Origin of the sequence: Streptomyces sp. HmicA12 (genome assembly GCF_000373565.1) — a bacterium.
In the GTDB taxonomy this organism is placed as follows: Bacteria; Actinomycetota; Actinomycetes; order Streptomycetales; family Streptomycetaceae; genus Streptomyces.
Genome location: NZ_KB891849.1, coordinates 1 through 26664, shown reverse-complemented (window position 1 = coordinate 26664; position 26664 = coordinate 1). Strand labels below are relative to the sequence as shown.

Sequence of the window (26664 nt, the reverse complement as noted above, 5' to 3'; positions counted from 1 at the left end):
GGTGCGGTACCGGTCGATGGCGGCCGCGTCGCCGAGCCGCTCGACGGCCGCGCCGATCACCGTCTCCTCGAAGGAGGGCGGCTCGTCGGCCAGGCACAGCCACGCGTAGCCGAGCCACTCGCGCAGCGCGACCTCGACCAGGCCGTACGCGGACCGGTCGACGTCGGGCATCCTGGTCAGGTTCGGCGCCGCGATCAGCCTGCCGTCGAGGTCGTACGTCCAGGCGTGGTAAGGGCATTGGAGATTGCGCCGCACCTCGCGGACGGCTTCCGTGCACAGGCGGGCGCCGCGGTGCCGGCGGACGTTCAGGAAGGCCTTCACCGCTCCGGTGCGGGTGCGGGTGACCAGGACGTTCTCGCGGCCCGCCTGGACCGTGCGAAAGGCGCCGGGCTTGGCCAGGTCGGCGGAGCGCACCGCGCAGAACCACATGTGCGCGAAGATCCGCTCCTGTTCGGTCCGGAACAGTTCGGGGTCCGTGTAGTAGCGGCCGGGAAGCGTGGCGATCAGGCTGGGGGCGACCGGTGTCGTCGTCATGGGCGGACTCCTCGGGCGGCGGGCGCGGCCGTCAGGCGGCGCGGGTCGAACAGGTCGATGGGGTGCCGGGTGGTGCCCGTCAGCGCAAGATCGGCCAGGATCTCCCCGACGACCGGCACGAACTTGAAGCCGTGCCCGGAGAAACCGCAGGCGACGGTCACCGAGTCCGGATGCGCGGGGTGCCGCGCGATCACGAAGTGCTCGTCGGGCGTGGTGGAGTACATGCAGGTCGCGGCCTTGAGGAAGGCGCCGGGCAGGGCCGGGATCCGGGGCGCCATATGGTCGGCCATGGCGGCGATCTCGTCCTCGTGGACCGTGCGGTCGATGGTCTCGGGGGTGGTTACCGTGCCCTTGCGGAAGAAGGCCACCTTCGCGCCGAGGTCCGGGCCGTCGATCGCGGGGAAGCCGTAGACCTGGACGCCCCGTGCGTCCTCCCAGATGTAGACGGGATGCCGCTCGGGCGTGAAGGGCGCGACCCCGGTCGTCGGCCGGAACCAGTACATGACCTGCCGCTCGATGGTGCACGGCACCCCGACGTCGGCGAGCAGCCGCGGCGCCCATGCGCCCGGGCAGATCACCAACTGGCCCGCGGTGTACGTGTTCTCGGCCGTGCGGACCCGGACGCCGCCCTTGTACGGCTCCCAGCGCGTCATCGGTTCCTCGAAGTGCAGGTCCGCACCGGATCGCGTGGCGAGCTGGAGGTGGGCGGCGACCGTGTTCTCGGGGCGGACGAGCCCGGCCTTCGCCTCGTACAGCGCCACCTCGTCGTCCTCGGGGGTGAGGGTCGGAAAGCGGCGGCGGATCTCCTTCGCGTCGAGCATCTCGTGCGGCAGGTCCCACTGCCGGGCCGAGCGCAGGGATCCGGAGACGGTGCGGGAGTCGGGGCGGCCGACCATCACGCCGCCGCACAACGTGGCGACGTCGCGGCCGGTGGCGCGCTCCAGGTCGTCGTACAGCTCGTAGGAGCGCAGCAGCAGCGGCACGTACGCCGGGTCCTCGAAGTACGACTGGCGGGTGATGCGTGAACCGCCGTGACTGGAGCCGCGGTTGTGCACCGGGCCGAACGTCTCCAGACCGAGGACGCGCATGCCGCGCGCCGAGAGATGGTGGGCGGCGGCGCTGCCCATGCCGCCCAGGCCGATCACGATCACGTCGTAGGTGGGGGACACCACGGGTCTCCTCAGGGGGGTCGGTGGCCTTCAGGTCAGCGCCGGATGCGGGTCATCTTCGGGTCGAACAGCGGCTCCTCGGCGACGGTGGTCGGCACCTTCTCCCCGAAGTGCTCGATGTGCACGCCGGTGCCGGTGGGCAGCGGCGGCAGCCAGGCGTACGCGACACAGCGGCCCAGCGTGCAGCCGTACGCGGCGCTGGTGACGTAGCCCTGCGCGGTCCCGGTGGCTCCGTGCACGTACACCGGCTCCTTGCCGAGGACGACGGCCGCCGGATCGTCGAGCAGGAGCGCGGTCAACCGGCGCCGTGGTGGCGGGAGTTGTTCGAGGGCGGACCGGCCGAGGAAGTCGCCGCGGTCGAGGCGGACGGCGAAGTCCAGTCCGGCCTCGTACGAAGTGTGCTCCTCCGTCATGTCGTGGCCCCAGGCGCGGTACCCCTTCTCCAGCCGCAGACTGTTGAACGCCGAGCGGCCCGCCGCGATCACCCCGTGCTCCTGCCCGGCCCGCCAGAGGGTGTCCCACAGGCGCAGGCCCAGGTCGGCGGTGGTGTACAGCTCCCAGCCCAGTTCGCCGACGCAACTCAGCCGCAGGGCCGTGACGGGCACGTGCTCGAGGTACGTCCGCCGCGCGCGGAAGTAGCCGAAGCCCTCGTGGGAGAAGTCGTCGCGGGTCAGCGGCTGCACGAGGGCGCGGGCGAGCGGGCCCCACACGCCGATGCAGCAGGTGCCGGAGGTGATGTCGCGGATGTGCACGTCCGCGGGCGCGTGCCGCTGCAACCAGGCCGTGTCGGCGGGGGAGTTGACACCGACCTGGAAGTGGTCGGGAGCCAGCCGGGCCACCGTGAGATCGGAACGGATACCGGCCTTCTCGTCGAGCAGCAGGGTGTACGTGACCGCGCCCGGCTTCTTCGCGAGGTTGTTGGTCGTCATGCGCTGGAGGAACGCCAGGGCGCCCGGTCCTGTGACCTCCAGGCGGCGCAGTGGCGTCATGTCGTAGAGGGCGACGCGTTCGCGAGTGACCCTCGCCTCGGCGGCGGCGACGGGGGACCAGTGGCGGGCGGACCAGGGATCGCGGGCCTGGGTCTCCGTGACCAGAGAGGCGTTGGCCTCGTACCGGTGCGGGCGCTCCCAGCCGCCGCCCTCCAGGAAGTGCGCGCCGAGTTCCTGCTGGCGGGCGTGGAACGGGCTGACGCGCAGTGGACGCGGCTGTTCCAGGGGTTGCAGCGGGTGGATGACGTCGTAGACCTCGATGAACTGCCGCGCCCCGCGGTCGTGCACGTAGGAGGGCGAGCGCCGGGCGTCCTCGAAGCGATGGACGTCGCATTCGTGCAGGTCGGTCTGTGGATGACCGTCCACCATCCCCTCGGCGACCGCCTTCGCCACGCCCGCCGAGTGCGTCACCCAGACGGCCTCGGCCAGCCAGACGCCGCGCAGCGCGCTCGATTCGCCGAGAACCGGCATGCCGTCCGGCGTGAAGGAGAAGACGCCGTTGAAGCCCTCCTCGATCTCGGTGTCGCGGAGGGCCGGCATGAGCGCGCGGCAGTCCTCCCAGCTGGGCGCCCAGTCGGCCTCGGTGAACGGCAGCGAGGACGGCATGTCCCTCGCCCGGGCCCGCGCCTCGTCGTACGCGAGCACCGTGAAGGGGTCGACGGGCAGCGGCCGGTGCGCGTAACTCCCGATGCCGATGCGGTCGGTGTGCTCGCGGAAGTACAGATCGCGGTCCTGGAAACGGAGGATGGGCCTCGACGCCTCGGTGCGCGGATCGTTCACACCCCCCAGCCCGGGCAGCGGCTTCGTCCGCGCGTACTGGTGGGCGAGCGGAAGCAGCGGTACGTCGACGCCCGCCATCCGGCCGATGACCGGGCCCCAGAAACCGGCGGCGGAGACGACGTGCGTGGCGGGGAACGTGCCGCGGTCCGTGACCACCCCGGTGACCCGGCCGTCCGCCCGCTCGAGGCCGGTGACGGTGTGCCGGTCGAGGAAGCGGGCGCCGCGCTCCTCGGCCCGGTGCGTCTGGGCGCGGGCGGCGAGGACGGCGCGGGCGAGGCCGTCGTCCGGGGTGTGGAAGCCGCCCAGGATCATCGACTCGTCGACAAGTGGCCACAGCTCTTTGCACCGGGCGGCGGAGGCCAGCTCGCCGCGGACGCCCCAGGAGGCGGCCCAGCCGGCCCTGCGGTGCAGTTCGTCCCCGCGCTCGGGGTCGTCGCCAGCTCCAGGCCGCCGACCGGGTTGAAGCAGGACAGCCCGTCCGCCTCCAGCGCGCTGAACTTCTCCACCGTGTACCGGGCGAACTCCGTCATGGTCTTCGACGGGCTGGTCTGGAAGACGAGCCCCGGCGCGTGGGAGGTGGAGCCGCCGGGCGCGGGCAGCGGGCCCTGTTCGAGGACGGTGACGTCGCGCAGGCCGCGGGCGGTGAGCTCGTCGGCGACTCCGCGGGCGGCCGACGCGTGACCGGCGTCGCGCTCACCGACGGGCGCGCGCTCCCCGCCGACATCGTCGTCGTCGGCATCGGAGCGGTGCCGAACACCGGCTGGCTGGCCGGCTCCCCGCTCGCCGTGCGCGACGGTGTGCTCTGCGACGACGGCTGTGTCACCTCTCTTCCCCAGGTCGTGGCCGTCGGCGACGTGGCCCGTGTCGGCGGCGTCCGCGCCGAACACCGGACCAGCGCCACGGCCCAACCCCGTATCGCCGTACGCAACTTGCTGTCCGGCCGCACCGTGGAACATGCCCGCCCCCTGCCCTACTTCTGGTCGGACCAGTACGGCTCCCGTATTCAGTTCGCCGGTCGACGTCGCAAGGGCGACACCGTCCGGATCGTGGAGGGCTCACCGCAGGAGGGCCGCTTCCTGGCCCACTACGAGTGCGACGGAGTCACCACGGCCGCCCTCGCGGTCGACATGCCGCGCCCCTTCACCCGCGTACGTCGCGAACTGGCCCGCGCCGACGGTCTGACGACTGCGGTGGCGGGGGCGGAGTCGACGGTCGGGGTGGGGTGAGCCGCGCGGGTTCCGGCGTGCGGGCCTTGCCTGCCCGGCATCACCTGGCGTCGGGCAGGCCTGCTCGCTGTCGCCCGGCTTCGTCGGGCATCGCCGTCACCTGGCGCCGTCAGGTATGCGTCAGCTGCCCGGTCCCGCCCTGCGTCCGTATGCTCTCCGGGGCGCGCCGTCCGGCCCGCGTGCCGCGGCGGGCCCGACGGCGCTCTCTGCGCAGGCGTCGGGCCGTGCTCGCGGGGACCGAGACCACGCCGTTCCGCTGGTTCCACACCTGGCGCGTCACCCACACGTCCAGGACGCCCCAGGTCGCCACCACCGTGCTGCCCACGCTGCTGAGCACCATGGGGAACGCCAGCCAGGAGTCGGCCAGCGTGCACAGCACCGCGACCATCGCCTGGACCAGGGTCAGCGAGACGATGAGTACGGCCCGGACCGCCGCCGTCCGCACAGGATCAGGCATCCGGCGTCGCTTCGCCGGCTCCTCCACCCACAGTTCGCCACGCCCCGCCGTGCCCATCACCACATCACTCCCCGCCGCTCCCGGGCCTCGGTCCCGGTGCCCCCGCACCGGCCTGAACTGTGACTGCCCGGTTTGATCCGCTTCACGCTGCCTGCCCGGCCTCCGCGTGCCCCCTTCACCCTTCTGTGATGGAAGACGAACGGCGAGCCCGGAAGATTCCCGATCGCGGACTCGAAAGATCCCCGGAGCGAGGCAACTGCCCTGCTCCGCCCACCGATCTCCCGGATCCGTTCTTCAACCTCCCGATCCCACCCGAAGGGAAGAGCGAAAGATTCCGGCCAACTCTCCCTCGGGTCAGGCTGAATGTGATCGCCGACGAGTGCGGGGATTCCGGGATGCAATCTCCCGCAATGCCCGGACAACTGGTGACGTCCGCACCGCTGTTGGGCCGGACAGCATCCGGACAGGCCTTCGAGTTGCTCCTGTCGCAGTAGTAGGCTCGCGCCGCTCGTTGACGCACATGTGTGCCCCTGACCGCAGGGGGTCGATCTGGGGGAGGCCATGCGCTTTCGCGGGAAGTCCATCCGCCGGAAGATCGTGGCGCTGCTGATGGTGCCGCTGCTGTCCCTGACAGCGATCTGGGCCTTCGCCTCGGTCATCACGGGACGCGCCGCCGTACAGCTGTTCTCCGCCAGCAAGGTCGCCGACTCCATCGGCTACCCGCTCGCCGAGACCGGCCGCGTCCTCCAGGAGGAGCGCCGCCAGACCCTCGTCTACCTCGCGGACCCGCGCGCCTCCGACGCGCAGTCGGCCCTGCGGGCCAAGCGCAGCGCCTCCGACGAGGCCATGTCCGACATCAAGGAGAAGGCCCGGAACTCGGACCTGCGCGACGAGATGGACGGCGACGCGCGCGGCACCCTGGACGCAGCCCTGGAGGGCTTCGACGACATCGAGTCCCTGCGCCGGAACGTGGACGAGGGCACCGTCACCCGTGCCGGCGCCCTCAGCTTCTACAACGGCCTGATCACACCGACGTACGACTTCCTGCTGGACGTCGTGTCCATCGACGACGCCAAGGTGGAACGCGAGGGCCGCGCCGTCGTCGGCGTGGTCAAGGCGCGCGAACTGCTTTCCCAGGAAGACGCGTTGGTGAGTTCCGGACTCGTCGCCCGCCGCCTCACCCAGGAGGAACTGCGCCAGGTCTCCGACCTCGTCGCCCAGCGCACGCTCCTGTACGACACCAATCTCGCGCTGCTCTCCAGCGACGAACGCTCCCGCTACCAGCGCTACTGGCGGAGCGCCGACACCACCCCGCTGCACAACGCAGAAAAAGCCGTCGTCGACGGTAAGCCCGGCACCCCGAAGGGCGTCACCGCCCGGCGGTGGGACGAGGCGGCCGGGCAGGTCCTGCACGAGCTGGACGGCCGCAACACCGAGGCCGCCGAGCAGTACGAGGAAAGGGCCCGGCCCGTCGCCGTCCAGGTGTTCCTGCGCGCGGGGATCGCCGGTGTGCTGGGCCTGCTCGCCCTGCTCTTCTCCATCTTCCTGTCGCTCCGCATCGGCCGCGGCCTCGTCCGTGACCTGCGTCGGCTGCGCCTGGAGGCGCATGAGGCGTCGGGCGTCCGGCTGCCGAGCGTGATGCGCCGCCTCGCCGCCGGCGAAGAGGTCGACGTGGAGACCGAGTCCCCGCGCCTCGAGTACGACAAGGACGAGATCGGCCAGGTCGGCCAGGCCCTCAACACCCTGCAGCGCTCAGCCGTCGAAGCGGCCGTGAAGCAGGCCGAGCTGCGCCGCGGCGTCTCCGAGGTCTTCGTCAACCTCGCCCGCCGCAGCCAGGTCCTGCTGCACAAGCAGCTGACCCTGCTCGACACGATGGAGCGCAGGACCGAGGACACCGACGAACTCGCCGACCTGTTCCGCCTGGACCACCTGACCACGCGCATGCGCCGGCACGCCGAGGGCCTGGTGATCCTCTCCGGCGCCGCTCCCTCCCGGCAGTGGCGCAAGCCCGTCCAGCTCATGGACATCGTGCGGGCCTCCGTCGCCGAGGTCGAGGACTACGAGCGCATCGAGGTGCGCCGGCTGCCGCGGATCGCGGTGACCGGACCCGCCGTCGCCGACCTCACCCACCTGGTGGCCGAACTCCTGGAGAACGCCACGGTGTTCTCGCCCCCGCACACCGCGGTGCAGGTCCTCGGCGAGAGCGTCGCCAACGGGTTCACCCTGGAGATCCACGACCGCGGCCTCGGCATGGCCGGCGACGCCCTGCTCGACGCCAACCTGCGGCTCGCCGAGACCCCCGAGTTCGAACTCTCCGACACCGACCGGCTCGGCCTGTTCGTGGTCAGCCGCCTCGCGCAGCGGCAGAACGTACGCGTCTCCCTGCAGCCGTCCCCGTACGGCGGCACCACCGCGGTCGTCTTCATCCCGGACGCCCTGCTCACCGACGCACCGGACACCGAAGGCGCCGGGTTCCGCCTCGACCGGCCGGACGCGGTGCGCCGCACGCCGTCGGCCGGCCGCGGCCCGGGCCTCGCCCCCGCCGAGGGCCGCCCGGGCCTGCCCGGTCTGCCCGCCTCCGTGCTCGACGGGCCGGTGGAGCTGGAGGCCCCGCTGGCCACGTCGGACATGACCTCGTTCCCCGGCGCCCTGGGCGACGACGACAGCGAGCGCGGCGACCTCTTCCGCCCGCGCCGCCCCGTCGCCGGAACCCCCGGCGAGCAGCATCAGCAGGCCGACGACACCGACCGCGACGGCGCCTTCGGGCCCGACCGGGGCGGCGACGGCGACCACGACACCGCTCCCGGCGGTCTCGTACCGCTGCCGCGCCGCCGCACCCCCAAACTCGTCAGCTCGCACGGCAGGCCCGTCATCCACACCCGCCTCGGCGAGAGCGGCCGCAAGGCCGCGGAACCCGGTGAGCTGCACGACCGCGAGGGCGCGGCGCGACGATCCGCCACCCCGCCCCCGCCGCCGGCCGACCTGCCCAGGCGGCGCGCCCGCGCCACCGAGACGACCGCCGCCACGGACCCGCAGCCGCCGAGGCCCGCGCTCACCGAGGCAGCGCGGCCGGACTCCGCGGCGACTGCCGGGGGGCTGCCCCGCCGTGTACGACAGGCGAATCTGGCCCCGCAGTTGAAGGACGGGCCCGATCTGCGCCGCGACCGTGCCCCTGACCGGGCCGAGCCGGTCTCCGAGCAGCCCGCGGAGCGCGACGCCGACGAGGTGCGCAGCCGGATGGCTTCGCTCCAGAGCGGCTGGCGGCGCGGCCGCGAGGAGAACGCCGCGGGGGACGAGCCCACTACGAGCGAGAAGAACGCCACGAGCGGCGACGCCGTCACGCACGCCATGACCACGAACAGCGGCGAGCCGACGACAGCCGACGAGGCCGGCACAAGTGACCAGACCACCACGAGCGACGTGACCGCCACGAGCGACCAGAGCGCCACAAGCGACAAGACCTCCGGCGGCACAGCACAGAGAACGACATTTGAGGGGGACGGTCGATGACCGCACCGAAGGCCACCGCGCACACCACCCAGGGGGGTTCGCGGGAGCTGAACTGGCTTCTCGACGACCTGGTGGAGCGCGTAGCCAGCATCCGCAAGGCGCTCGTGCTCTCCGGGGACGGACTGCCGACAGGGGTCTCCAAGGACCTCACCCGGGAGGACAGTGAGCACCTCGCCGCCGTCGCCTCCGGATTCCACAGCCTCGCCAAGGGCGTGGGCCGGCACTTCGACGCGGGCGGCGTCCGGCAGACCGTGGTCGAGCTCGACGACGCCTTCCTCTTCGTCACCGCGGCGGGCGACGGCAGCTGCCTCGCCGTCCTGTCGGACGCGGACTCCGACGTCGGCCTCGTGGCCTACGAGATGACCCTGCTGGTCAAACGCGTGGGCGCACATCTGGCGACGGCCCCGCGCACGGATCTGACCGCCGGCGGGTAGTGGGTCGGGTATGAGCGCAGACGGTCAGGAGACGCAGGAGACCCAGCACTGGTTCGACGACGACGCCGGTCCCGTCGTGCGCCCGTACGCCATGACGCGGGGCCGCACCACCAGCGCGGGCCAGCATCGCCTGGACCTCATCGCGGTCGTCGTCGCCGAACAGCGCGGCGGCGACCCGGTGGCCGACCAGACACTGTCGCCGGAACACGTCGACATCGTCGAACTGTGCCGCGACAGCCCGCAGTCGGTGGCCGAGCTCGCCGCCGAACTCGACCTCCCCGTCGGTGTGGTCCGCGTCCTGATAGGCGATCTCGTCGACGACCGGCTGGTCCACGTCAGCCGCCCGGTCCCCCCGGCGGAACTGCCCGACGAGAGCATTCTGCGCGACGTGATCGACGGCCTCAGAGCTCTTTGAGGACTCGACGGCACCGATCGAGCTGACCCGTATCAACCCGCACCACCCGCTCGCCCTGCAACCAGCGAGACCAGTGAGTCAGGAGAGACAACCCATGATCTTCGGGCGTTCCGAGCGCGGCAAGGCCCCCGTCGAGCCCGTCACGCTCAAGATCCTGGTGGCCGGCGGATTCGGCGTGGGCAAGACGACCCTTGTCGGCGCGGTCAGCGAGATCAGGCCCCTGCGCACGGAGGAACTGCTCAGCGAGGCGGGCCGCCCCGTGGACGACACCCAGGGCGTCGAGGGCAAGCACACCACCACCGTCGCCATGGACTTCGGCCGGATCACCGTCCGCAAGGACCTGGTCCTGTACCTCTTCGGCACGCCCGGCCAGGACCGGTTCTGGTTCCTGTGGGACGAACTCGCGACCGGCGCGCTGGGCGCCGTCGTCCTCGCGGACACCCGCCGCCTGGAGGACTGCTTCGCCGCGGTCGACTACTTCGAGCGGCGCGGCATCCCGTTCGTCGTCGGCGTCAACTGCTTCCAGGGCGCCGCGCGCTACCCCGCCGACATGGTGCGCCAGGCCCTCGACCTCGACCCCGGTGTTCCGGTGGTGCTGTGCGACGCGCGCGAGAAGGACTCCGTGAAGAACGTCCTCATCGGCGTGGTCGAACACGCCGCGGCGGCCTCCGCCCGACGCCGCCAGCCCGCCACCACCTGAGCGGTACCCCCGCACACGCACGCGCGCGTGGCGATGTTTCCGTCCGCCACGCGCGCGTACCGTCCTCCTCGCGTATCTACCGGCGACCTACGCGTCGTCCTCGTGCCAGCCGAAGCTCTTCTCCACGGCCTTGCGCCAGTTGTGGTACTCGCGGTCCCTGACCTGCGCGTCCATCGAGGGCGTCCACTCGACGTCCCGCTGCCAGTGCGCCTTCAGCTCGTCCAGGTCGTTCCACACACCCGTCGCGAGCCCGGCCGCGTACGCGGCGCCCAGGCACGTCGTCTCGGAGACCCTGGGCCGGATCACCGGCACGCCGAGCACGTCCGCCTGGTGCTGCATCAGCAGATTGTTCTTCGTCATGCCGCCGTCGACCTTCAGGGTCGTGATCTGCACCCCGGAGTCCTGGTACATCGCGTCGACGACCTCACGGGTCTGCCAACTCGTCGCCTCCAGGACGGCACGAGCGAGATGCCCCTTGGTGACGTACCTGGTCAGCCCGGTGACCACACCGCGCGCGTCGGAACGCCAATAGGGCGCGAACAGACCGGAGAACGCGGGCACGATGTACGCCCCGCCGTTGTCCGCCACACTCGCCGCCAGTGTCTCGATCTCGTCGGCGGTCTTGATGATGCCGAGCTGGTCACGGAACCACTGCACCAGGGCGCCGGTGATCGCGATCGACCCTTCGAGGCAGTAGACCGGAGCCTCGGAGCCGATCTTGTACCCCATGGTCGTGAGCAGCCCGTTCTTCGAAGGCACCGGCCGGTTCCCGGTGTTGAGCAGCAGGAAGCTGCCCGTCCCGTACGTGTTCTTCGCCGTCCCGGTGTCGTAGCAGGCCTGCCCGAACACGGCGGCCTGCTGGTCACCGAGCGCGGACGCGACGGGCACACCGGACAGCTGACCGACCGCCGTGCCGTACACCTCGGCCGACGACCGGATCTCGGGGAGCACCGCCTCGGGCACGTTCATCGCCGACAGGATCGAGGAGTCCCACTGAAGGGTCTCCAGGTTCATCAGCATGGTGCGCCCGGCGTTGGTCACGTCGGTGACGTGCACACCGCCGTCGGTGCCGCCGGTGAGGTTCCAGATCAGCCACGAGTCGATCGTCCCGAAGGCGATCTCGCCGCGCTCGGCGCGCGCCCGCAGCCCCGGCACGTTGTCGAGCAGCCAGGCCGCCTTGGGCCCGGAGAAGTAGCTCGCGAGCGGCAGGCCGGTCTGGTCTCGGAACCGGTCCTGTCCGTCGGAGCCGCCCAGTTCGTTGCAGAGCGCCGACGTCCTCGTGTCCTGCCACACGATCGCGTTGTGCACCGGCTTGCCGGTGGCCCGGTCCCAGAGGACCGTCGTCTCGCGCTGGTTGGTGATGCCGAGGGCGCTGAGCTGGTCGGCCCGCAGGCCCGCCTTGGCGATCGCGCCGGCCACCACGGCCTGCACCTTGGACCAGATCTCGGTGGCGTCGTGCTCCACCCAGCCCGGCTTCGGGAAGATCTGACGGTGTTCGCGCTGGTCGACGGCGACGATCTCGCCGTCCTGATTGAAGATGATGCAGCGGCTGGAGGTGGTGCCCTGATCGATGGCGGCGACGTACTTCACGGAAGTCTCGGGCATGGCTACCCCTTCGTGAGAAGACGGTCGTACGTGGGTGGGGTGTCGGGACGCCGCGGGAGCGAGCCGGAGCCCTTCCGCGGCCGCGCTTCAGAACGCTGCGTTGTAGATGACCCCCGCCAGCGCGCCGCCGAGAAGCGGCCCGACGACCGGGACGAGGGCGTAACCCCAGTCGGACGTGCCCTTGTTGGGGATCGGCAGGAACTGGTGGACGATGCGCGGGCCCAGGTCACGGGCCGGGTTGATGGCGTAACCCGTCGGCCCGCCGAGCGACAGACCGATGCCGACGACCAGCAGCGACACGATCAGCGCGGTCGTACCCGACTCGCCCAGGCCCTTGGTCAGCCCGAACGCCAGGATGGGCAGGACGAGGGCGATCGTCGCGATGATCTCGGTGATCAGGTTCGCGACCAGGTTACGGATCTCGGGGATCGTCGAGAAGATGCCCAGAGTCGGAAGCGGACCGTCCGCGTCGTCGGCGGCGTCCGCGCCCCGCACACCGGAGCTCACGTTGGCGTTGAACTGGGCGAGATACACCAGGTACGCGAGGACGGCGCCGAGCATGGCCCCGACCATCTGGCCGCACAGGTAGACCCATACGTCGCCCCACTCGCCGGTGTCGACGGCGATGCCTATGGTGACGGCGGGATTGAGATGGCCGCCCGAGAGCGGTGCCGCCGTGTACGCGCCGGCCAGCACGCCGAAACCCCAGCCGAACGCGATGACGATCCACCCCGAGGCTCTGGCCTTGGAATGCCTGAGGGTGACGGCGGCGCAGACGCCCGCGCCGAGCAGGATCAGAATGGCGGTGCCGATTACTTCACCGACGAAGATGTCTCCGTTGCTGTGCATAGCGGCTCCTAGCCCCTCGCCCGGGGCGACGGCCCCGGTCCTCCGCGCAGGGGGCGTTTCCCCTGGCTGGTTCTGGCTACTTCAGCCGAGGACAGGGGCGATCCCGTGCCCCGCCCGGCATCCGTGACGAGCGTGCCCGCACAGCCGGAACCGCGCGTGGGGGAGCGGCCCTGACCTGGCCCGACCGGGCAGGAGACGCCTTGAGGGCAGCGTGCGCCCCCGGGCGTCGATGGGCCGTCATGCGGCGATGCCGACTGACACCCGGAAGTGTTCACCGGCCTTACTGGAGCGTCAAGGTCGCAGACCGCAACGGTTGTCCGGCGGCAAACGCTCCGTTAAGTACCCTGTTCTGTAAGGCAGTTGCGGCCGCCGCCCCTACGAGGCGGGCGAGGCCCCCTGCCGCGTCGGCACGGCGGAGGCCCCGTCCGTCGCCGCCGTCCCGCGCCGCACCTCGTACCCCTCCCGTCCCGCCTGCCCGCACACCCAACTGACCCCGGACAGCGCCTTCGCGGCCTGCTTGAGCGGCGCGAGGCGGGCCGCCGCCCGACGGTGGTCCGGGACACTGCCCGGCGGGCACACCAGCGTGGCGAGCGACAGCGTCACCGGACACCCGCCCGCCGACCAGGACGCGTCGAGCACCGCGGCGGCGAGCGGACCGAGCCGGTCCGGATCGGCCAGGACCAGGAAGTCGTCGCCTCCGATGTGCCCCACCCGCAGCGCCTCCGACTCGGTCCGCGCGAGCGCCCGCCCGACCGAGCGGATCAGCTCGTCGCCCGCCGCGAACCCCGCCCCGTCGTTGACCTGCTTGAACCCGTCGATGTCCAGCCAGCTCAGCGCGAACGCCCGCCCCTGCGCCACCCACCGGTCCACCTCACAGGTCACCGCGTCCGAACCGGGCAGCCGGGTCAGCGGATTCAGCCCGGCCGCCTCCTCGACCCGGCTCTCCGCGAGGGCCCGTACGAGGTCGGCGAGGCGCACGACGCCCACGCACCGCCCGCCGTCGTCGACCACGGCGACATCGTCCGCGGCGCGGCTGCGTTCACCGTCCGCGACGACATCGAGCACCTCCCACGCGGTCGCCGCGACGCCCACGGTGCGCGGCAGGTCACCGAGGCGCGCCGCAGGCCGGTCCGCGTACAGCGCGTGCCCGTACCGCGCGGACAGCGACAGCAGGAACCGGTCCCGCTGTACCGACCGCACCGGCACCCCCGCCGCGTCCACGAGCAGCACGCCCGACACCTCGGGCGCCCCGGTCAGGAGCTTGCGCACCTGCTCCGCCGAGGCCGACTCGGGCAGCAGCGCCGCGGGCCGCACGAACTCCCTCACCGACGGCCCCACAGGTCGGAACGCACGTGCCGCGGCCGGAAGTTCGGGCACGTACACCTCCGACGTCGGGAGCCGGGCGGGCGGCGCGAACAGCTCGCCCTGCGCGAGCTGGGCCCCCGCGTCCCGCGCCGCGGCGCACTGCCGTTCCGTCTCCACCCCCTCGACCGCGAGCAGCGCCCCCGACTCCTCGCACAGCGTCCGCATCGCGCGCACCGACGCCGCCCGTGTCAGCAGCGACGCGTCCAGCTTGACCAGGTCGGGTGCCAGATCGTCGAGCAGCCGCAGCGGTACGTCACCGTCCCCGACCCCGTCCGCACAGATCCGGAACCCCGCCCCGCGCAGCGCCTCCACACCCTCCAGAAGAGCCCGATGCGGTACGTGCGTGAACGGCGGGCCCACGTCGACCGTCACCTCCCACGGCAGGCGCCCGGCCGCGCGCACGGCGTCGCGCAGCGCGGCCAGGTCGCCGAGGTCGGCCAGCGTGCCCGCGAACACGTTCACATGCAGCGGCAGGAGCGTCTCCCTGCGTGCCGCGTCGCGGATCGCCAACGCCGCGAGGTGCCCGTCGAGTTCGGGTTCGCGCCTGGCCCGGGCCAGCACGTCACCGTGTTCCGGGCGGGCCAGTATCTCCAGCGCTGCCACGGTCCCCGTCGTCAGATTGACCACGGGCTGGAAGGCGAAGCGGAGACTGTCCGTCCAGGAGCGCACGGGAGCATGATGGCGCCCCCGGAGCACCCCCAGGCCCAGTTCACGCGCTGTTCACGCAGCATTCCGGCACGGTCACGCAGCGTACGAATGGCTGGTGCGGGGCGGATCAGTGCACGGCCACGACCGACGAACCGTGCCCGAACAGCCCCTGGTTGGCCGTGATCCCCACCCGCGCGTCCGCCACCTGCCGCGCACCGGCCGTGCCCCGCAACTGCCAGGTCAGCTCGCACACCTGGGCAATGGCCTGAGCCGGAACCGCCTCGCCGAAGGAGGCCAGCCCGCCGCTCGCGTTCACCGGTATTCGGCCGCCCGGCGCGGTCGCGCCCTCGCGCACCAGCTTGGCCGCCGCTCCCTCGGCGCACAGCCCGAGATCCTCGTACCACTGCAACTCCAGCGCGGTGGACAGGTCGTAGACCTCGGCCAGCGACAGATCCTCGGGCCCGATGCCTGCCTCTTCGTAGGCGGCCCGGGCGATGGAGGACCGGAACGAGGAGCCGTCCGGCTCGACCCCCGCGGCCGAGTCCGTGGCGATGTCCGGCAGGTCGAGCACCGTGTTCGGGAATGTCGGCGTCACGGTCGACACCGCCCGGATCCGCACGGGATCCGCGACCCCGCGCCGCCTCGCGAACTCCATGCTCGACAGGACCAGCGCCGCGCCACCGTCGGACGTCGCGCAGATGTCGAGCAGCCGCAGCGGATCCGCGACGACGGCGGAGGCGGCGACCTCCTCGGCCGACACCGTCTTGCGGTACCGCGCGTTCGGATTGAGCGCGCCACAGGCCGCGTTCTTCACCTTGACCTGGGCGAAGTCCTCCAAGGTGTCTCCGTGCACGGCCATGCGCCGGCGCGCGTAGAGACCGAAGTAGGTCGGGTTGGTCGCCCCGAGCACCCGGAACCGCAACCAGTCGGGATCGTCCGGCCGGTCGCCCCCGGCCGGCCGGAAGAACCCCTTCGGTGCCGCGTCGGCCCCGACGACGAGCACGACGTCCGCGAGCCCGGCGAGGATCTGCGCCCGTGCGGCACCGATGGCCTGCGCACCCGAGGCGCAAGCGGCGTACACGCTGGTCACCCGCGCACCCTGCCACCCGAGGGCCTTCGCGAAGGTGGCTCCCGCGACGTATCCCGGATATCCGCCGCGCACCGTGTCGGCGCCGACGACGGACTGCACGTCCCGCCAGTCGACGCCCGCGTCGGCGAGCGCCGCCCGCGCCGCCGCCGTCCCGTACTCGACGAAGCTGCGCCCCCATTTGCCCCAGGGGTGCATGCCCGCGCCGAGCACCGCCACGTCCTCCGTCATGCCGTCACCCCCGTCGGCCGCCAGTGCCACGTCGTCCATGTCGTACCGCTCGCCGCGTCCCCGTCCTCGCCGAGCACCCCCGGTACGACCTCCACCTCCATGCCGACCTCGAGATCGGCCACACTCACCCCAGGAACTCCCTGCCCGAGCACGACCAATCGCTCAGCGGCAAGCTCCACAGCGATCAACGTGTACGGCTCCCACGGAAGTTCCCGGTCCGAGACGTACGGTTCCGGCGGCCGGTACCGCGCGTCGGTGTACGACCAGATCCGCCCGCGCCGCGACAGCGGCACCTCGGCCAGGTCCCCGCCCGTGCACCCCGGATTGCGGCAGGACCTGTCCTCGCGCGGGAAGTACACGGACGCGCAGGCCGAACACCGCGTCCCCAACAGACGGAAGTCGTCCCCCTCCCCGGCGAACCAACCGGACACGACAGGAGCAGGCGTACGCGACACGAACCCTCCCCGACACCGAATCTGACGGAACGTCAGAAGTGTGCCACGGGCAACCGTCCGGCGTCAGGGGTCCCGTAAGAACCATGTAAGGCCCGCTTGCGTCCCCATACCGGTGAGGGCGCGACCGGGATCCACGGGGGTGTTTCCGGTCGCGCCCTCGCCGACGCCGGATCGCGACGTCCAAGGACGTCCAAGGACGTCCAAGGACGTCCAAGGAGGACTGCCAGGCAGGATCGCCGTCGTCCTCGGAGACATCAGTGCCCGGTCAGGGACCTCCGCGCGATGGGGAAGTCGAAGTACGTGTCCGGGAACAGCTCTGGCTTGTAGGTGAAGTGCCACCACTCTTCGGGCAAGTTGACGAACCCCTGGTCCGAGAGCGCGTTCCGCAAGAGGTCCCTGTTGCTTCGCTGCACACCCTGGATCCGGGGATCGTCCGTGTGCGCCAGCGTGTCGAAGCAGTCGAACCCCGTCCCCATGTCCACGGAGTTGTCGGGAAACCGCTCCTTCTGCGGCCCGTAGCAGGCCTTGAGCGGCTCGCCCGGAACGTAGGGCCGCGTGGGTCGCGCAGGCAGTTTCACGACCGTCAGATCGACGGTGGAGCCACGGCTGTGGCCGGACTTCTCGGCGATGTAACCGTCCGCGAACAAGCGCGTCTTGTCCACCTGCGGATAGAACTCCGCCTTCATCTTCTGGTCGTCGAGATCCTTCGCCCACCGCACGAAGTGGTCGACGGCGCGCTGCGGCCGGTAACAGTCGTAGACCTTGAGCGAGTACCCCTTCTTCAGGAGTCCGACCTGCGCCTTGTGGAGGGCCTTGGCGGCCGGTCTCGTAAGGATGCACATCGGCTTCTTGTAGCCGTCGACCGGTTCACCCACGAAGTTGTGCTCGGTGAAGTAGCGGATCTCCTGAAGGATCGTGGGGTCGACGTCGCTGAGCGCCACGAACTTCTTGGGCGCTTTCGGGTCGGGAGTCGCCTCGGCGGCCGAGGGCGCGGCGGCGACGCCGAGCAGCGCGGCGGCCGTCAGGACAGTGAGCTTCCGCAGAGCGGCTGCAGTTCGCATCATGGTCCAGCGTCTATCAGGCGCCGGGCCGGTAGGGGAAGACCGAACTCCGGTGATCGGATACAGTCCGCGCCGTGTCCGCATCAATCCATCCCGCGATCAATCCCGTTCCGGGTTCCCACTGTTCGAGCTGCGGAGCCGCCTACGGGAACGACGTACGCGGCTGGCCGCGCACCTGCGCCGCCTGCGACTCCGTCGCCTACCGCAACCCGCTGCCCGTGGCGATCGCCCTGCAACCGGTGTACGACACGACCGGCACGGCGCTGGTCGTGATCACCCGCACCATCGCGCCGGCGCGGGGCGAGGTCGCTCTGCCCGGCGGGTTCGTCGACGACCGGGAGGACTGGCGTCAGGCCGTCGTCCGTGAACTCAAGGAGGAGACCGGGATCGACGCGGCAGCCCGTGACGTACGCCTCGTCGACGCCATGAGCGCCCCGGACGGCCACCTCCTCCTCTTCGGGCTGCTCCCCGAGCGCCCGGCGGCACAGCTGCCGGCGAGCGCGCCGACGGACGAGACCGACGGCTGGCACCTCCTGCGACGCCCGGCCGAACTCGCCTTCCCGCTGCACACGTTGGCGGTCCGCGCCTGGTTCGAGGGTCGCTACCCATAAGGCCGCTACCCGTGGTGGGAAGCCACCGCAGAAGGCGCTGAAGGCCCTCTGCGGGCGCTCAGAGTCCCCGTACGCGCACGGGGTGGGGCGGTTCCTCACCGCCGCCCTCACCGTCCGTCTCGACGACCACACGCCCGCTGTTCCGGTGCACCCGGTACCGCTCGACCTCCGGCTCCTCCCAGCCGTCCCCGGCGTCCCGGACGACATGACCGCCGCCCGAGCACCCGGGGGCCGGGGCCCAGACGTCCAGCGCGATGCCGCCGTGGTCGGCGCGTACCGGCACCACGGCGCCCGCGCGCGCGAGCACGGGAATCCGTGACAAAGGCGCATGCACCGTCACCCGTGCGGGACCCTCGAACGCCTCACCGGTCACCGTGTCGTACCAGCGCCCCTGCGGCAGGAGCACGTCCCTGCTCGTGACACCCGCCTCGCACACGGGTGCGACCAGCAAGGAATCACCCAACAAGAAGGCGTCCTCGCAGTCGCGCAGCGCCCGGTCCTCGGGCGACCCCCACCACAAGGGACGCACATACGGGGCACCAGTACGCCGCGCGAGGTGAGCGAGCGTCACGAAGTAGGGAAGCAGGCGACGGCGCTCGTCCAGCGCCACGCGCGCGTGCCCCAGCACCTCGTCACCGAAGGCCCAGGGTCCGAGGCTGTCCGCGTGCGACGCCGAGCGCGTACGGAACAGCGGCATATAGGCGCCCAATTGGAACCGGCGCAAGAACAGCTCGGGCGACAGCTCTCCGCCGCTGTCCACGTCCGGCCCCGAACACGGCACACCGCACAGACCGAGCCCCAGGACGAGCGAGAGCGAGGAGCGCAGACCGTGCCAACCGGTCGCGACATCGCCGGACCACGTCCCCCCGTAGCGTGCCGTCCCCGCCCACCCGGAGCGCGAGAACACGAAAGGCCGCTCCTGAGGCTGGAGTTCACGCAGCCCCTCGTACCCGGCCCGCGCCATGCACAGCCCATATATGTTGTGCGCCTCCCGATGATCGCCACCACGACCGTCGAGATCGTGACGGGCGGCGAGCGGAAACGTGGGGTCCCCGAACGCGGCCAAGGACACGGGCTCGTCCATGTCGTGCGAGAACCCCGAGAAGCCCTGCCCGAGCCGCTCCTCGTACAGCCCGCCCCACCACTTGCGCACCCGCTCCGCCGTGAAGTCGGGATACACGGACTCGCCGTCCCGTACGACACCCCGCACCGCTCGGCCCGCGCTGTCCCGCACGAAGGCGTCGATCGCGCGCCCGCCGTCGTACACGGCGTTGCCGCGAACGGGCTTGACCGCAGGCGCGACGACGGACACCAGGCGCACCCCGTCGGCGCGCAACTCCTCGGCAAGCCGCGGCAACCAGGCGGAGCCGTCACGATCGGCAGCGAATCCCTGCGCCTCATCGGGTCCGATGTCCACGTGCACCGCCTCCAGCGGCAACATGTGTTCCTTGTGGCCGGCCACGACGCGGCGGACCTCCGCCTCGCTGGCGAAGCCCTGTCGACCATGGTGGTGCCCCAATGCCCAAGAGGGCGGCACCGAGGCACCACCCGTCAACTGAGCCCAGGTGTGCAGCACGCGCGCGGGCGAGCCCACCACCGTCCAGCACCGCAACGGACCGCCCTCCATGCGCAGCTCGGAACCCCCGGCACGGTCGTGCCCCGACCCGTTGCCCTCGCACCCCTCGCGCAGATCGACCGTGCCACCCCACGTCGTGTCGTGGAACACCAGATGCGTTCCGGCGTCGGCGACCACCATCTGCACCGGCATCGTGAGGGCCAGCGGATCCTCTCCAGGAGCGAAGGAGCCGCCCGGACCGTTGTTCCACAGCCGATACGTGCCGTCACGCAGCCGCAGCCCCGAAGAACGCCCACCGAGCCCGAAGAACCGCGCGTCCGCGGCCAGCTCCGAACGCTGCACCCAATGCGGCTCCGCGCCACCCTCCGACTCCCACCACCGTGGCGGCAGATCCCGGCGCAGCATCACTCCACCCGGCGTGCACACCTCGATGGCACCGTGCCGGGAGACCGTCACCGTCGCCCGCTCGGACACCACCCGCCAGCCGCCGTCCTTGTCGGGCTCCAGCGTCACGCGCGCGTCGGGTTCCGGAGACACCCCGGACAGGGCGTACGAGGGCTCGGGATCGGCCCCGTCCCAGCCCCAGAAGACAGCCCCGTTCACCGTGACCATGATCCGCAGCCGGGACCTGGCGAAGTGCACCCGGCCACCACCCGGCTCCGGGTCCACCGCGACCACGCTCCCCGGCACCCGGGCACGCTCCGGCCCACGCCGCGGCAGTCCCACGGAATCCGCCCGGCGGTGCCGCCACGAGGCGCGTACGGCGCGCAGCCCCTGTGCGGCGCCCACCTGAGTAGCCGCCTTCACCGAGCGCGCCAGGCCACGACCGTCCATGCCGCTCACCCTGCCACTGACTGCCACGCGCGCGTGCCGCGTTCAACTGCCGTTCACCCGTGGTGCCAGCACATCTTCACGACACCGACTATGTGGGGAACGCCCTGGTGCCGAAGTCGATCACGTGGCATCGTCGCTGTCAGCCGCGTCACGCGCACACCCCAGCCCGTGCGCGCCAAGGACGCCCACGCCGCGTACATTCCGGGAGCCGCCCCATGGACACAGCGAACCCGTCACCGCTCTGGCAGCCAGATCGGGAACAGATCGCCGACGCACAGATCACACGCTTCCAGGCCTGGGCGGCCGAGCACCACGGAGCACCCGCCGACGGCGGCTACGAGGCGCTGCACCGCTGGTCGGTCGCCGAACTCGAAACGTTCTGGAAGGCCGTCACCGACTGGTTCGACGTGCGCTTCACACACCCCTACGCGCGCGTGCTCGGCAACCGGTCCATGCCGGGCGCCGAATGGTTCCCCGGCGCCACCCTCAACTACGCCGCTCACGCCCTGCGCGCCGCGGACGACCCCGCACGCGCGGACAGCCCCGCCATCCTCCACGTCGACGAGACGCACGAACCCCGCCCCGTCACCTGGGCCGAGCTCCGCCGACAGGTCGGCTCGCTGGCGGCGGAGCTGCGCACGCTCGGCGTCCGCCCGGGCGACCGCGTCAGCGGCTACCTCCCCAACATCCCCGAAGCCGTCGTCGCCTTGCTCGCCAGCGCGGCCGTCGGCGCCGTCTGGACCTCCTGCGCCCCCGACTTCGGCGCCCGCAGCGTCCTGGACCGCTTCCAACAGGTCGAACCGGTCGTCCTGTTCACCGTCGACGGCTACCGCTACGGAGGCAAGGAACACGACCGCCGCGACACGGTGGCCGAACTCCGCTCCGAACTGCCTTCCTTGCGCGCAGTGGTCCACATCCCCCTGCTCGGGAGCCAGGCCCCCGAAGGAGCCCTGGAATGGGCAGCCCTCACATCGGGCGACGTGGCACCTGTCTACGAAGAAGTCCCCTTCGACCATCCCCTGTGGGTGCTGTACTCCTCGGGCACGACCGGCCTCCCCAAGGCCATCGTCCAGTCACAGGGCGGCATCCTCGTCGAACACCTCAAGCAGATCGGTCTGCACTGCGACCTGGGCCCCGACGACCGCTTCTTCTGGTACACGTCCACCGGCTGGATGATGTGGAACTTCCTCGTCTCCGGCCTCCTCACCGGCACCACGATCGTCACCTACGACGGCAGCCCGGGATACCCGGAGACCGGCGCGCAGTGGGCCGTCGCGGAACGCACCGGCGCGACCCTCTTCGGCACCTCCGCCGCCTACGTCATGGCGTGCCGCAAAGCCGACGTGCACCCCTCACGCGACCATGACCTGTCCCGCGTCAAGTGTGTGGCGACCACAGGCTCCCCACTCCCGCCGGACGGCTTCCGCTGGCTCCACGACGAGGTGCGCGCCGACCTCTGGATCGCCTCGGTCAGCGGCGGCACCGACGTCTGCTCCTGTTTCGCCGGAGCCGTCGCCACGCTCCCCGTCCACATCGGCGAACTCCAGGCACCCGGCCTCGGCACGGACCTCCAGGCCTGGGACCCACAGGGCAACCCTCTCGTCGACGAAGTCGGCGAACTCGTCGTCACCAACCCCATGCCGTCCATGCCGATCCGGTTCTGGAACGACCCCGACGGCAGCCGGTACCACGACAGCTACTTCGACACGTATCCCGGAGTCTGGCGCCACGGCGACTGGATCACCCTCACCTCGCGGGGCTCCGTCGTCATCCACGGCCGCTCCGACTCCACGCTCAACCGCCAGGGCGTCCGCATGGGCTCGGCCGACATCTACGAAGCCGTGGAACGCCTCCCCGAGATCCGCGAGTCCCTCGTCATCGGCCTCGAACAGCCCGACGGGGGGTACTGGATGCCGCTCTTCGTCCACCTCACGCCCGGCACGGTCCTCGACGACGCTCTCCGCTCCCGCATCAAGCAGATCATCCGCGAACAGCTTTCCCCGCGTCACGTCCCCGACGAGATCATCGAAGCCCCCGGCGTCCCCCACACCCTCACCGGCAAACGCATCGAGGTCCCGGTCAAGCGTCTTCTGCAGGGCACACCGCTGGAGAAGGCGGTGAATCCGGGTTCCATCGACAACCTGGACCTCCTCAGGTTCTACGAGGACATCGCCCGCAAGCGCGCCTGAGCCCCCGCTCACGTCCGGTCGTGCACCCCGGCCACAGGCCATTGTCAGTACCCGTGATTACTCTGAGTGAGCATTGATCGAGAGCACTCAGGGGGAATCATGGCGAACACCCAGCACGGCCGGACCATCGGCATGCGGAGCACTCTGCGCCGCGAAGTCGCCGGAACCATCGGCCTGTTGGCCGACGAGCAGGACTTCACGGCGATGCGGCGCTACCGCAGCTTCACCTTCGAGGACCACAAGACATACCTGCGGCAGGTGGAAGGCCTGCTCAAATCCCTGGCCGCGTCCGGGGGCCACACCACGGTGGCCCTCTTCGACCCGGAGGAGTACGCGGAGTTCTGCGCGGAGACCGGCCTCGAACCGGACACCGCGACCAGCCGTACCCGCTTCACCGCCGAACTCGCCTCGATGGGCCCCTCGGTCCCGTACGACGGACAGCCACTGGCCGACCTCGTCCCCGACCTCGTCGAGGAGGCGGTGCGCCGGGCGACCTGGACGTACGCCTCGTCCGTCCTCGCCCACATCGGCCCCTGCGCGGTGTGCGGCCAGGACATCGGCCGGATCGCCTTCGCGCGGGCGTCGTATCTCCTCGCCCGAGTCCTCGACGCGATCGGCGAGGGCATCCACCACATGGTGTGCAGCGCCTCCACCACCCGCGACCCCCTGCAAGCGGTCCTCCACGTCCATGCCCTCGCACCCGACACCGTCCGGCTCGACGAGTCCGCGGCCATGGAGCTGACGACGGTGCTCGCCCTGGCCGTCGCCACGAACAGCGCGTGCGGACTGGTCCTGCGGACCAGCAGGACGGGGGAGCGGGACCAGGTGTACGGCTGGCAACTGAAGGACGAGGGCCTCCATGAACTCACCGCTGCCCAGGTCTTCGACGCCTACTGCATCGACGCCTACTCGGGCGACCTGATGGCGCCGGAACCCGACGTCGACTACCGCTCCGCACCGGCGGCGAACGCGAGCGACCCGGACGGCCGGCACCGGCACTGACCTGACGAGAAACCGCGAAGGGCGCTCCACCGGTTGGTGGAGCGCCCTCCAGAAGAGCTGAACTGGCCGACTACTCGCCGGACAGCACCGCCTGAGCGGCGTTGCGCGCCTCTTCGGCGGAGTCCGCGGCACGGGCGGCGGCAGCCGCACGCTCGCACTGGGCCAGCGTGTACTTGCCGAGCGTCGCCCGCACGTACGGGATCGACGCGGCGCCCATGGACAGGGAGGTGACACCCAGACCGGTCAGCACACAGGCCAACAGCGGGTCGGACGCGGCTTCACCGCACACACCACAGCTCTTGCCCTCGGCCCTGGCCGCATCGGCGGACAGGGCGACCAGGTCGAGCAGCGCGGGCTGCCACGGGTCCTGCAGACGCGACACGGCACCGACCTGACGGTCGGCCGCGAACGTGTACTGGGCCAGGTCGTTCGTGCCGAGCGACAGGAACTCGACCTCCTGCAGCACGGACCGGGCACGCAGCGCGGCGGACGGGATCTCCACCATCGCCCCGAACTTGGCCTGCAGCCCCGCCTCACGACAGGCATCGGCGAACGCCTTGGCGTCTGCGCGGTCGGCGACCATCGGGGCCATGACCTCGAGGTAGACCGGCAGCCCCTCGGACGCCTTCGCCAGCGCCGTGAGCTGGGTACGCAGCACCTCGGGGTGGTCGAGCAGCGACCGCAGACCCCGCACGCCCAGAGCCGGGTTCGGCTCGTCGCCAGGAGTCAGGAAGTCCAGCGGCTTGTCGGCACCGGCATCCAGCACACGCACCACGACACGTCCCTCGGGGAACGCCTCGAGCACCTGGCGGTACGCCTCGACCTGCTTCTCCTCGGACGGAGCCTGCTTGCTGTCGTCGAGGAACAGGAACTCGGTGCGGAAGAGCCCGACACCCTCGGCCCCGGCCTCGACGGCGGCCGGCACGTCCGCCGGTCCGCCGACGTTCGCGAGCAGGGGCACCTTGTGCCCGTCCGAGGTGGCGCCGGGACCGGTCGAAGCGGCAAGCGCCGCCTTGCGCTCGGCGGCAGCGGCCTCGAGAGCGGCACGCTTCTCCGAGCTCGGCTCCACGAAGATCTCGCCCGTGCTGCCGTCCACCGCGACCACGGTGCCCTCGGCGAGCTCACCCGCGCCGGGCAGAGCCACGATCGCCGGTACTCCGAGAGCGCGGGCCAGGATGGCGCTGTGGCTGGTCGGCCCGCCCTCTTCGGTGACGAAACCGAGAACGAGCGTGGGGTCCAGCAGAGCGGTGTCCGCAGGCGCCAAGTCACGGGCGATGAGGACGTACGGCTTGTCACTGTCGGGCACACCCGGCATCGGAACACCGAGCAGACGAGCGACGATACGATTCCGCACGTCGTCGAGGTCCGCCACACGACCGGCCATGTACTCGCCGGCACCGGCCAGCAGTTCCCGGTAGTGCGAGAAGGCGTCGTAGATCCCACGCTCGGCCGTGCTGCCGACAGCGATACGGCGGTCGACGTCGGCGATCAGCTCGGGGTCCTGAGCGATCATGGCCTGCGCCTCGAGCACCGCCTGGGCCTCGCCACCGGCCAGATTGCCGCGCGCAATCAGGTCGGCCGCAACAGCTTCGACGGCCTGACGGGCGCGCCCCTGCTCGCGCTCCGCGTCCTCCGCCGGAATCTGCTTGGCCGGCGGCTCCAGTACCGCCGTCCCCATGTGCCGAACCTCGCCGATCGCCACACCGTGGCTCACGCCGACGCCTCGCAGCGTTGTCTCCATCTCACCCGTCTCCGATAGTGCGGCGGGCCCAGCCGCCGCGATGGTTGTCCTGCGGACCGTCAGTGACGGCGCTCTGCTACTTCCAGCCGAACAGCGCTTCGCCCGCCTTGATGTCGCCGTCCTCGACGACATCGGACAGCGACTCGGCGGTGGCCTCGAGCGCGACGACGGGGCACACCGGAGACTTGCCGGCGGCCTCGACCGCGGCCGGGTCCCAACGCACCACGGCCTGACCACGCTGAACGGTGTCGCCCTTGTTGACGAGGAGCTCAAAGCCCTCGCCGTTGAGCTGAACGGTGTCGATGCCCAGGTGCGTCAGTACACCGTGCCCCTCTTCGTCCACGACGACGAAGGCGTGCGGGTGAAGGGAAACGACGATGCCGCTGACGGGAGCGACGGCCTCGGAAGGCTCACGCGCGGGGTCGATGGCGGTGCCGGGGCCGACCATCGCACCGGAGAACACCGGGTCAGGAACGGCGGAGAGCCCAATCGCGCGTCCGGCAAGCGGGGACGTCACATTGGTCATGGCAAGCCTCCCAGGGGTGGAGATTGATGGTCGTCGTCACTGCCTGTCCTGGACGACGTACCGTTCAGAAGCGTAAGTCATAAAAAGTCCCGGTTCCGCATGAGAGGTACCGGTTGGCTGACGTAGAGCACCCCGCAAACGATTTGCACCGCGCACCGGGGCCCATGTACTGTCGTACCTCCGCCTGGGAGCACGAGATGCCAACGAGCACCGTGATCCCTTGCGGCCTCTAACGAGTCGAACCCTACCTCTGGTCTAGACCTCTGTACTCACGGGTGTGGTCAGAGAGGCGAGAAAACGCTGTTAGAGTTACGACCGCCGGAAGGGAAACGCGAAAGCGAGTCCTGGAAAGCGAAGCAAGACCCCGTGGAAATCGGCCGGTAAAACGGTCTGATAGAGTCGGAAACACGAAATACCGAAGGGAAGCGCCCGGAGGAAAGCCCGAGAGGGTGAGTACAAAGGAAGCGTCCGTTCCTTGAGAACTCAACAGCGTGCCAAAAATCAACGCCAGATATGTTGATACCCCGTCTCCAGCATCAGCTGGGACGAGGTTCCTTTGAAAAAGTCCTGCCGGTCTTCGACTGGCAGGCGCACAGCGAGGACGCTGTGAACCGGGAGATTATTCCTCTCCTGGTTCCGCTCTCGTGGTGTCACCCCGATTACGGGGAAA

Annotated in this window: 18 protein-coding genes and 3 pseudogenes; 8 read left to right on the top strand and 13 right to left on the bottom strand. The window is 70.9% G+C overall.

Annotated features, from left to right (window positions below; genetic code table 11):
• The 3 genes and pseudogenes from B072_RS44855 to B072_RS0135535 all read right to left on the bottom strand — a co-directional run.
• Positions 1 to 534: pseudogene (locus B072_RS44855) on the bottom strand (aromatic ring-hydroxylating oxygenase subunit alpha); the annotation flags it as partial.
• Positions 531 to 1703 carry an N-methyl-L-tryptophan oxidase gene (solA, locus tag B072_RS0135540; RefSeq protein WP_018534748.1) on the bottom strand — a complete coding sequence of 391 codons (1173 nt, stop codon included), beginning with the start codon at positions 1701 to 1703 and terminating at the stop codon, positions 531 to 533. The pseudogene B072_RS44855 and the gene solA, both read right to left, overlap by 4 nt.
• A 35-nt stretch (positions 1704 to 1738) precedes the next feature.
• Positions 1739 to 4104 (bottom strand): annotated as a pseudogene (locus B072_RS0135535) (GcvT family protein).
• A 21-nt stretch (positions 4105 to 4125) separates the two neighbouring features.
• On the opposite strand from B072_RS0135535, the pseudogene B072_RS44850 reads away from it, so the two are divergent.
• Positions 4126 to 4698, top strand: a pseudogene (locus B072_RS44850) (oxidoreductase C-terminal domain-containing protein); the annotation flags it as partial.
• Positions 4699 to 4807: 109 nt separating this feature from the next.
• Here the strand turns inward: B072_RS44850 and B072_RS50050 are convergent.
• Complete coding sequence (locus tag B072_RS50050) at positions 4808 to 5395, bottom strand: hypothetical protein (RefSeq protein WP_078506694.1); 588 nt, start codon at positions 5393 to 5395, stop codon at positions 4808 to 4810.
• A 321-nt stretch (positions 5396 to 5716) separates the two neighbouring features.
• On the opposite strand from B072_RS50050, the gene B072_RS0135520 reads away from it, so the two are divergent.
• The 4 genes from B072_RS0135520 (at position 5717) to B072_RS0135505 (ending at position 10214) form a co-directional block, all read left to right on the top strand.
• Positions 5717 to 8665: a nitrate- and nitrite sensing domain-containing protein gene (locus tag B072_RS0135520; RefSeq protein ID WP_018534743.1), complete on the top strand. Its 2949-nt coding sequence runs from the start codon at positions 5717 to 5719 to the stop codon at positions 8663 to 8665.
• Positions 8662 to 9099, top strand: coding sequence for a roadblock/LC7 domain-containing protein (locus B072_RS0135515; protein ID WP_018534742.1), 438 nt, complete (start codon positions 8662 to 8664; stop codon positions 9097 to 9099). Before B072_RS0135520 ends, B072_RS0135515 begins: the two co-directional genes overlap by 4 nt.
• A 10-nt stretch (positions 9100 to 9109) precedes the next feature.
• On the top strand, positions 9110 to 9514 hold the full coding sequence (locus tag B072_RS0135510; protein WP_018534741.1) for a DUF742 domain-containing protein: 405 nt from the start codon (positions 9110 to 9112) through the stop codon (positions 9512 to 9514).
• 94 nt (positions 9515 to 9608) lie between these two features.
• A complete protein-coding gene (locus B072_RS0135505) occupies positions 9609 to 10214 on the top strand; it encodes a GTP-binding protein (RefSeq protein ID WP_018534740.1) in 606 nt (201 codons plus the stop codon).
• 87 nt (positions 10215 to 10301) lie between these two features.
• On the opposite strand, the gene glpK is transcribed toward B072_RS0135505, so the two are convergent.
• From glpK to B072_RS0135475, 6 genes are all read right to left on the bottom strand, one after another.
• Positions 10302 to 11819, bottom strand: a complete 1518-nt coding sequence (glpK, locus tag B072_RS0135500) for a glycerol kinase GlpK (RefSeq protein ID WP_018534739.1) — start codon at positions 11817 to 11819, stop codon at positions 10302 to 10304.
• 87 nt (positions 11820 to 11906) lie between these two features.
• The gene (locus B072_RS0135495; protein WP_018534738.1) at positions 11907 to 12668 is read right to left on the bottom strand and encodes an MIP/aquaporin family protein; all 762 of its coding nucleotides are present in this window, start codon (positions 12666 to 12668) and stop codon (positions 11907 to 11909) included.
• Between the two features lie 375 nt (positions 12669 to 13043).
• A complete protein-coding gene (locus B072_RS0135490; protein WP_018534737.1) occupies positions 13044 to 14702 on the bottom strand; it encodes a GGDEF domain-containing protein in 1659 nt (552 codons plus the stop codon).
• Positions 14703 to 14808: 106 nt separating this feature from the next.
• Complete coding sequence (locus B072_RS0135485; protein WP_018534736.1) at positions 14809 to 15999, bottom strand: lipid-transfer protein; 1191 nt, start codon at positions 15997 to 15999, stop codon at positions 14809 to 14811.
• Positions 15996 to 16454 carry a Zn-ribbon domain-containing OB-fold protein gene (locus tag B072_RS0135480; RefSeq protein WP_026246640.1) on the bottom strand — a complete coding sequence of 153 codons (459 nt, stop codon included), beginning with the start codon at positions 16452 to 16454 and terminating at the stop codon, positions 15996 to 15998. The genes B072_RS0135485 and B072_RS0135480 overlap by 4 nt, the downstream gene beginning before the upstream one ends.
• A gap of 254 nt (positions 16455 to 16708) precedes the next feature.
• Positions 16709 to 17518 carry a M15 family metallopeptidase gene (locus B072_RS0135475; RefSeq protein ID WP_018534734.1) on the bottom strand — a complete coding sequence of 270 codons (810 nt, stop codon included), beginning with the start codon at positions 17516 to 17518 and terminating at the stop codon, positions 16709 to 16711.
• Between the two features lie 71 nt (positions 17519 to 17589).
• Here B072_RS0135475 and B072_RS0135470 point away from each other — a divergent pair, with 71 nt between their 5' ends.
• Positions 17590 to 18126: an NUDIX domain-containing protein gene (locus B072_RS0135470; RefSeq protein ID WP_018534733.1), complete on the top strand. Its 537-nt coding sequence runs from the start codon at positions 17590 to 17592 to the stop codon at positions 18124 to 18126.
• A 58-nt stretch (positions 18127 to 18184) separates the two neighbouring features.
• Here the strand turns inward: B072_RS0135470 and B072_RS0135465 are convergent, their stop codons facing one another.
• On the bottom strand, positions 18185 to 20536 hold the full coding sequence (locus B072_RS0135465) for a glycoside hydrolase family 31 protein (protein ID WP_026246639.1): 2352 nt from the start codon (positions 20534 to 20536) through the stop codon (positions 18185 to 18187).
• A 215-nt stretch (positions 20537 to 20751) separates the two neighbouring features.
• Between B072_RS0135465 and B072_RS0135460 the strand changes: the two genes are divergently transcribed.
• Together B072_RS0135460 and B072_RS0135455 are read left to right on the top strand one after the other, a co-directional pair.
• Entirely contained in the window at positions 20752 to 22725 is a 1974-nt protein-coding gene (locus B072_RS0135460; RefSeq protein ID WP_018534731.1) for an acetoacetate--CoA ligase, read from the top strand.
• A 99-nt stretch (positions 22726 to 22824) separates the two neighbouring features.
• Positions 22825 to 23727 carry a hypothetical protein gene (locus B072_RS0135455; protein WP_018534730.1) on the top strand — a complete coding sequence of 301 codons (903 nt, stop codon included), beginning with the start codon at positions 22825 to 22827 and terminating at the stop codon, positions 23725 to 23727.
• Positions 23728 to 23797: 70 nt separating this feature from the next.
• Here the strand turns inward: B072_RS0135455 and ptsP are convergent, their stop codons facing one another.
• Together ptsP and B072_RS0135445 are read right to left on the bottom strand one after the other, a co-directional pair.
• Complete coding sequence (gene ptsP / locus B072_RS0135450; protein WP_026246638.1) at positions 23798 to 25468, bottom strand: phosphoenolpyruvate--protein phosphotransferase; 1671 nt, start codon at positions 25466 to 25468, stop codon at positions 23798 to 23800.
• Between the two features lie 76 nt (positions 25469 to 25544).
• Positions 25545 to 25994, bottom strand: a complete 450-nt coding sequence (locus B072_RS0135445) for a PTS sugar transporter subunit IIA (protein ID WP_026246637.1) — start codon at positions 25992 to 25994, stop codon at positions 25545 to 25547.
• Positions 25995 to 26664: the final 670 nt, after the last annotated feature.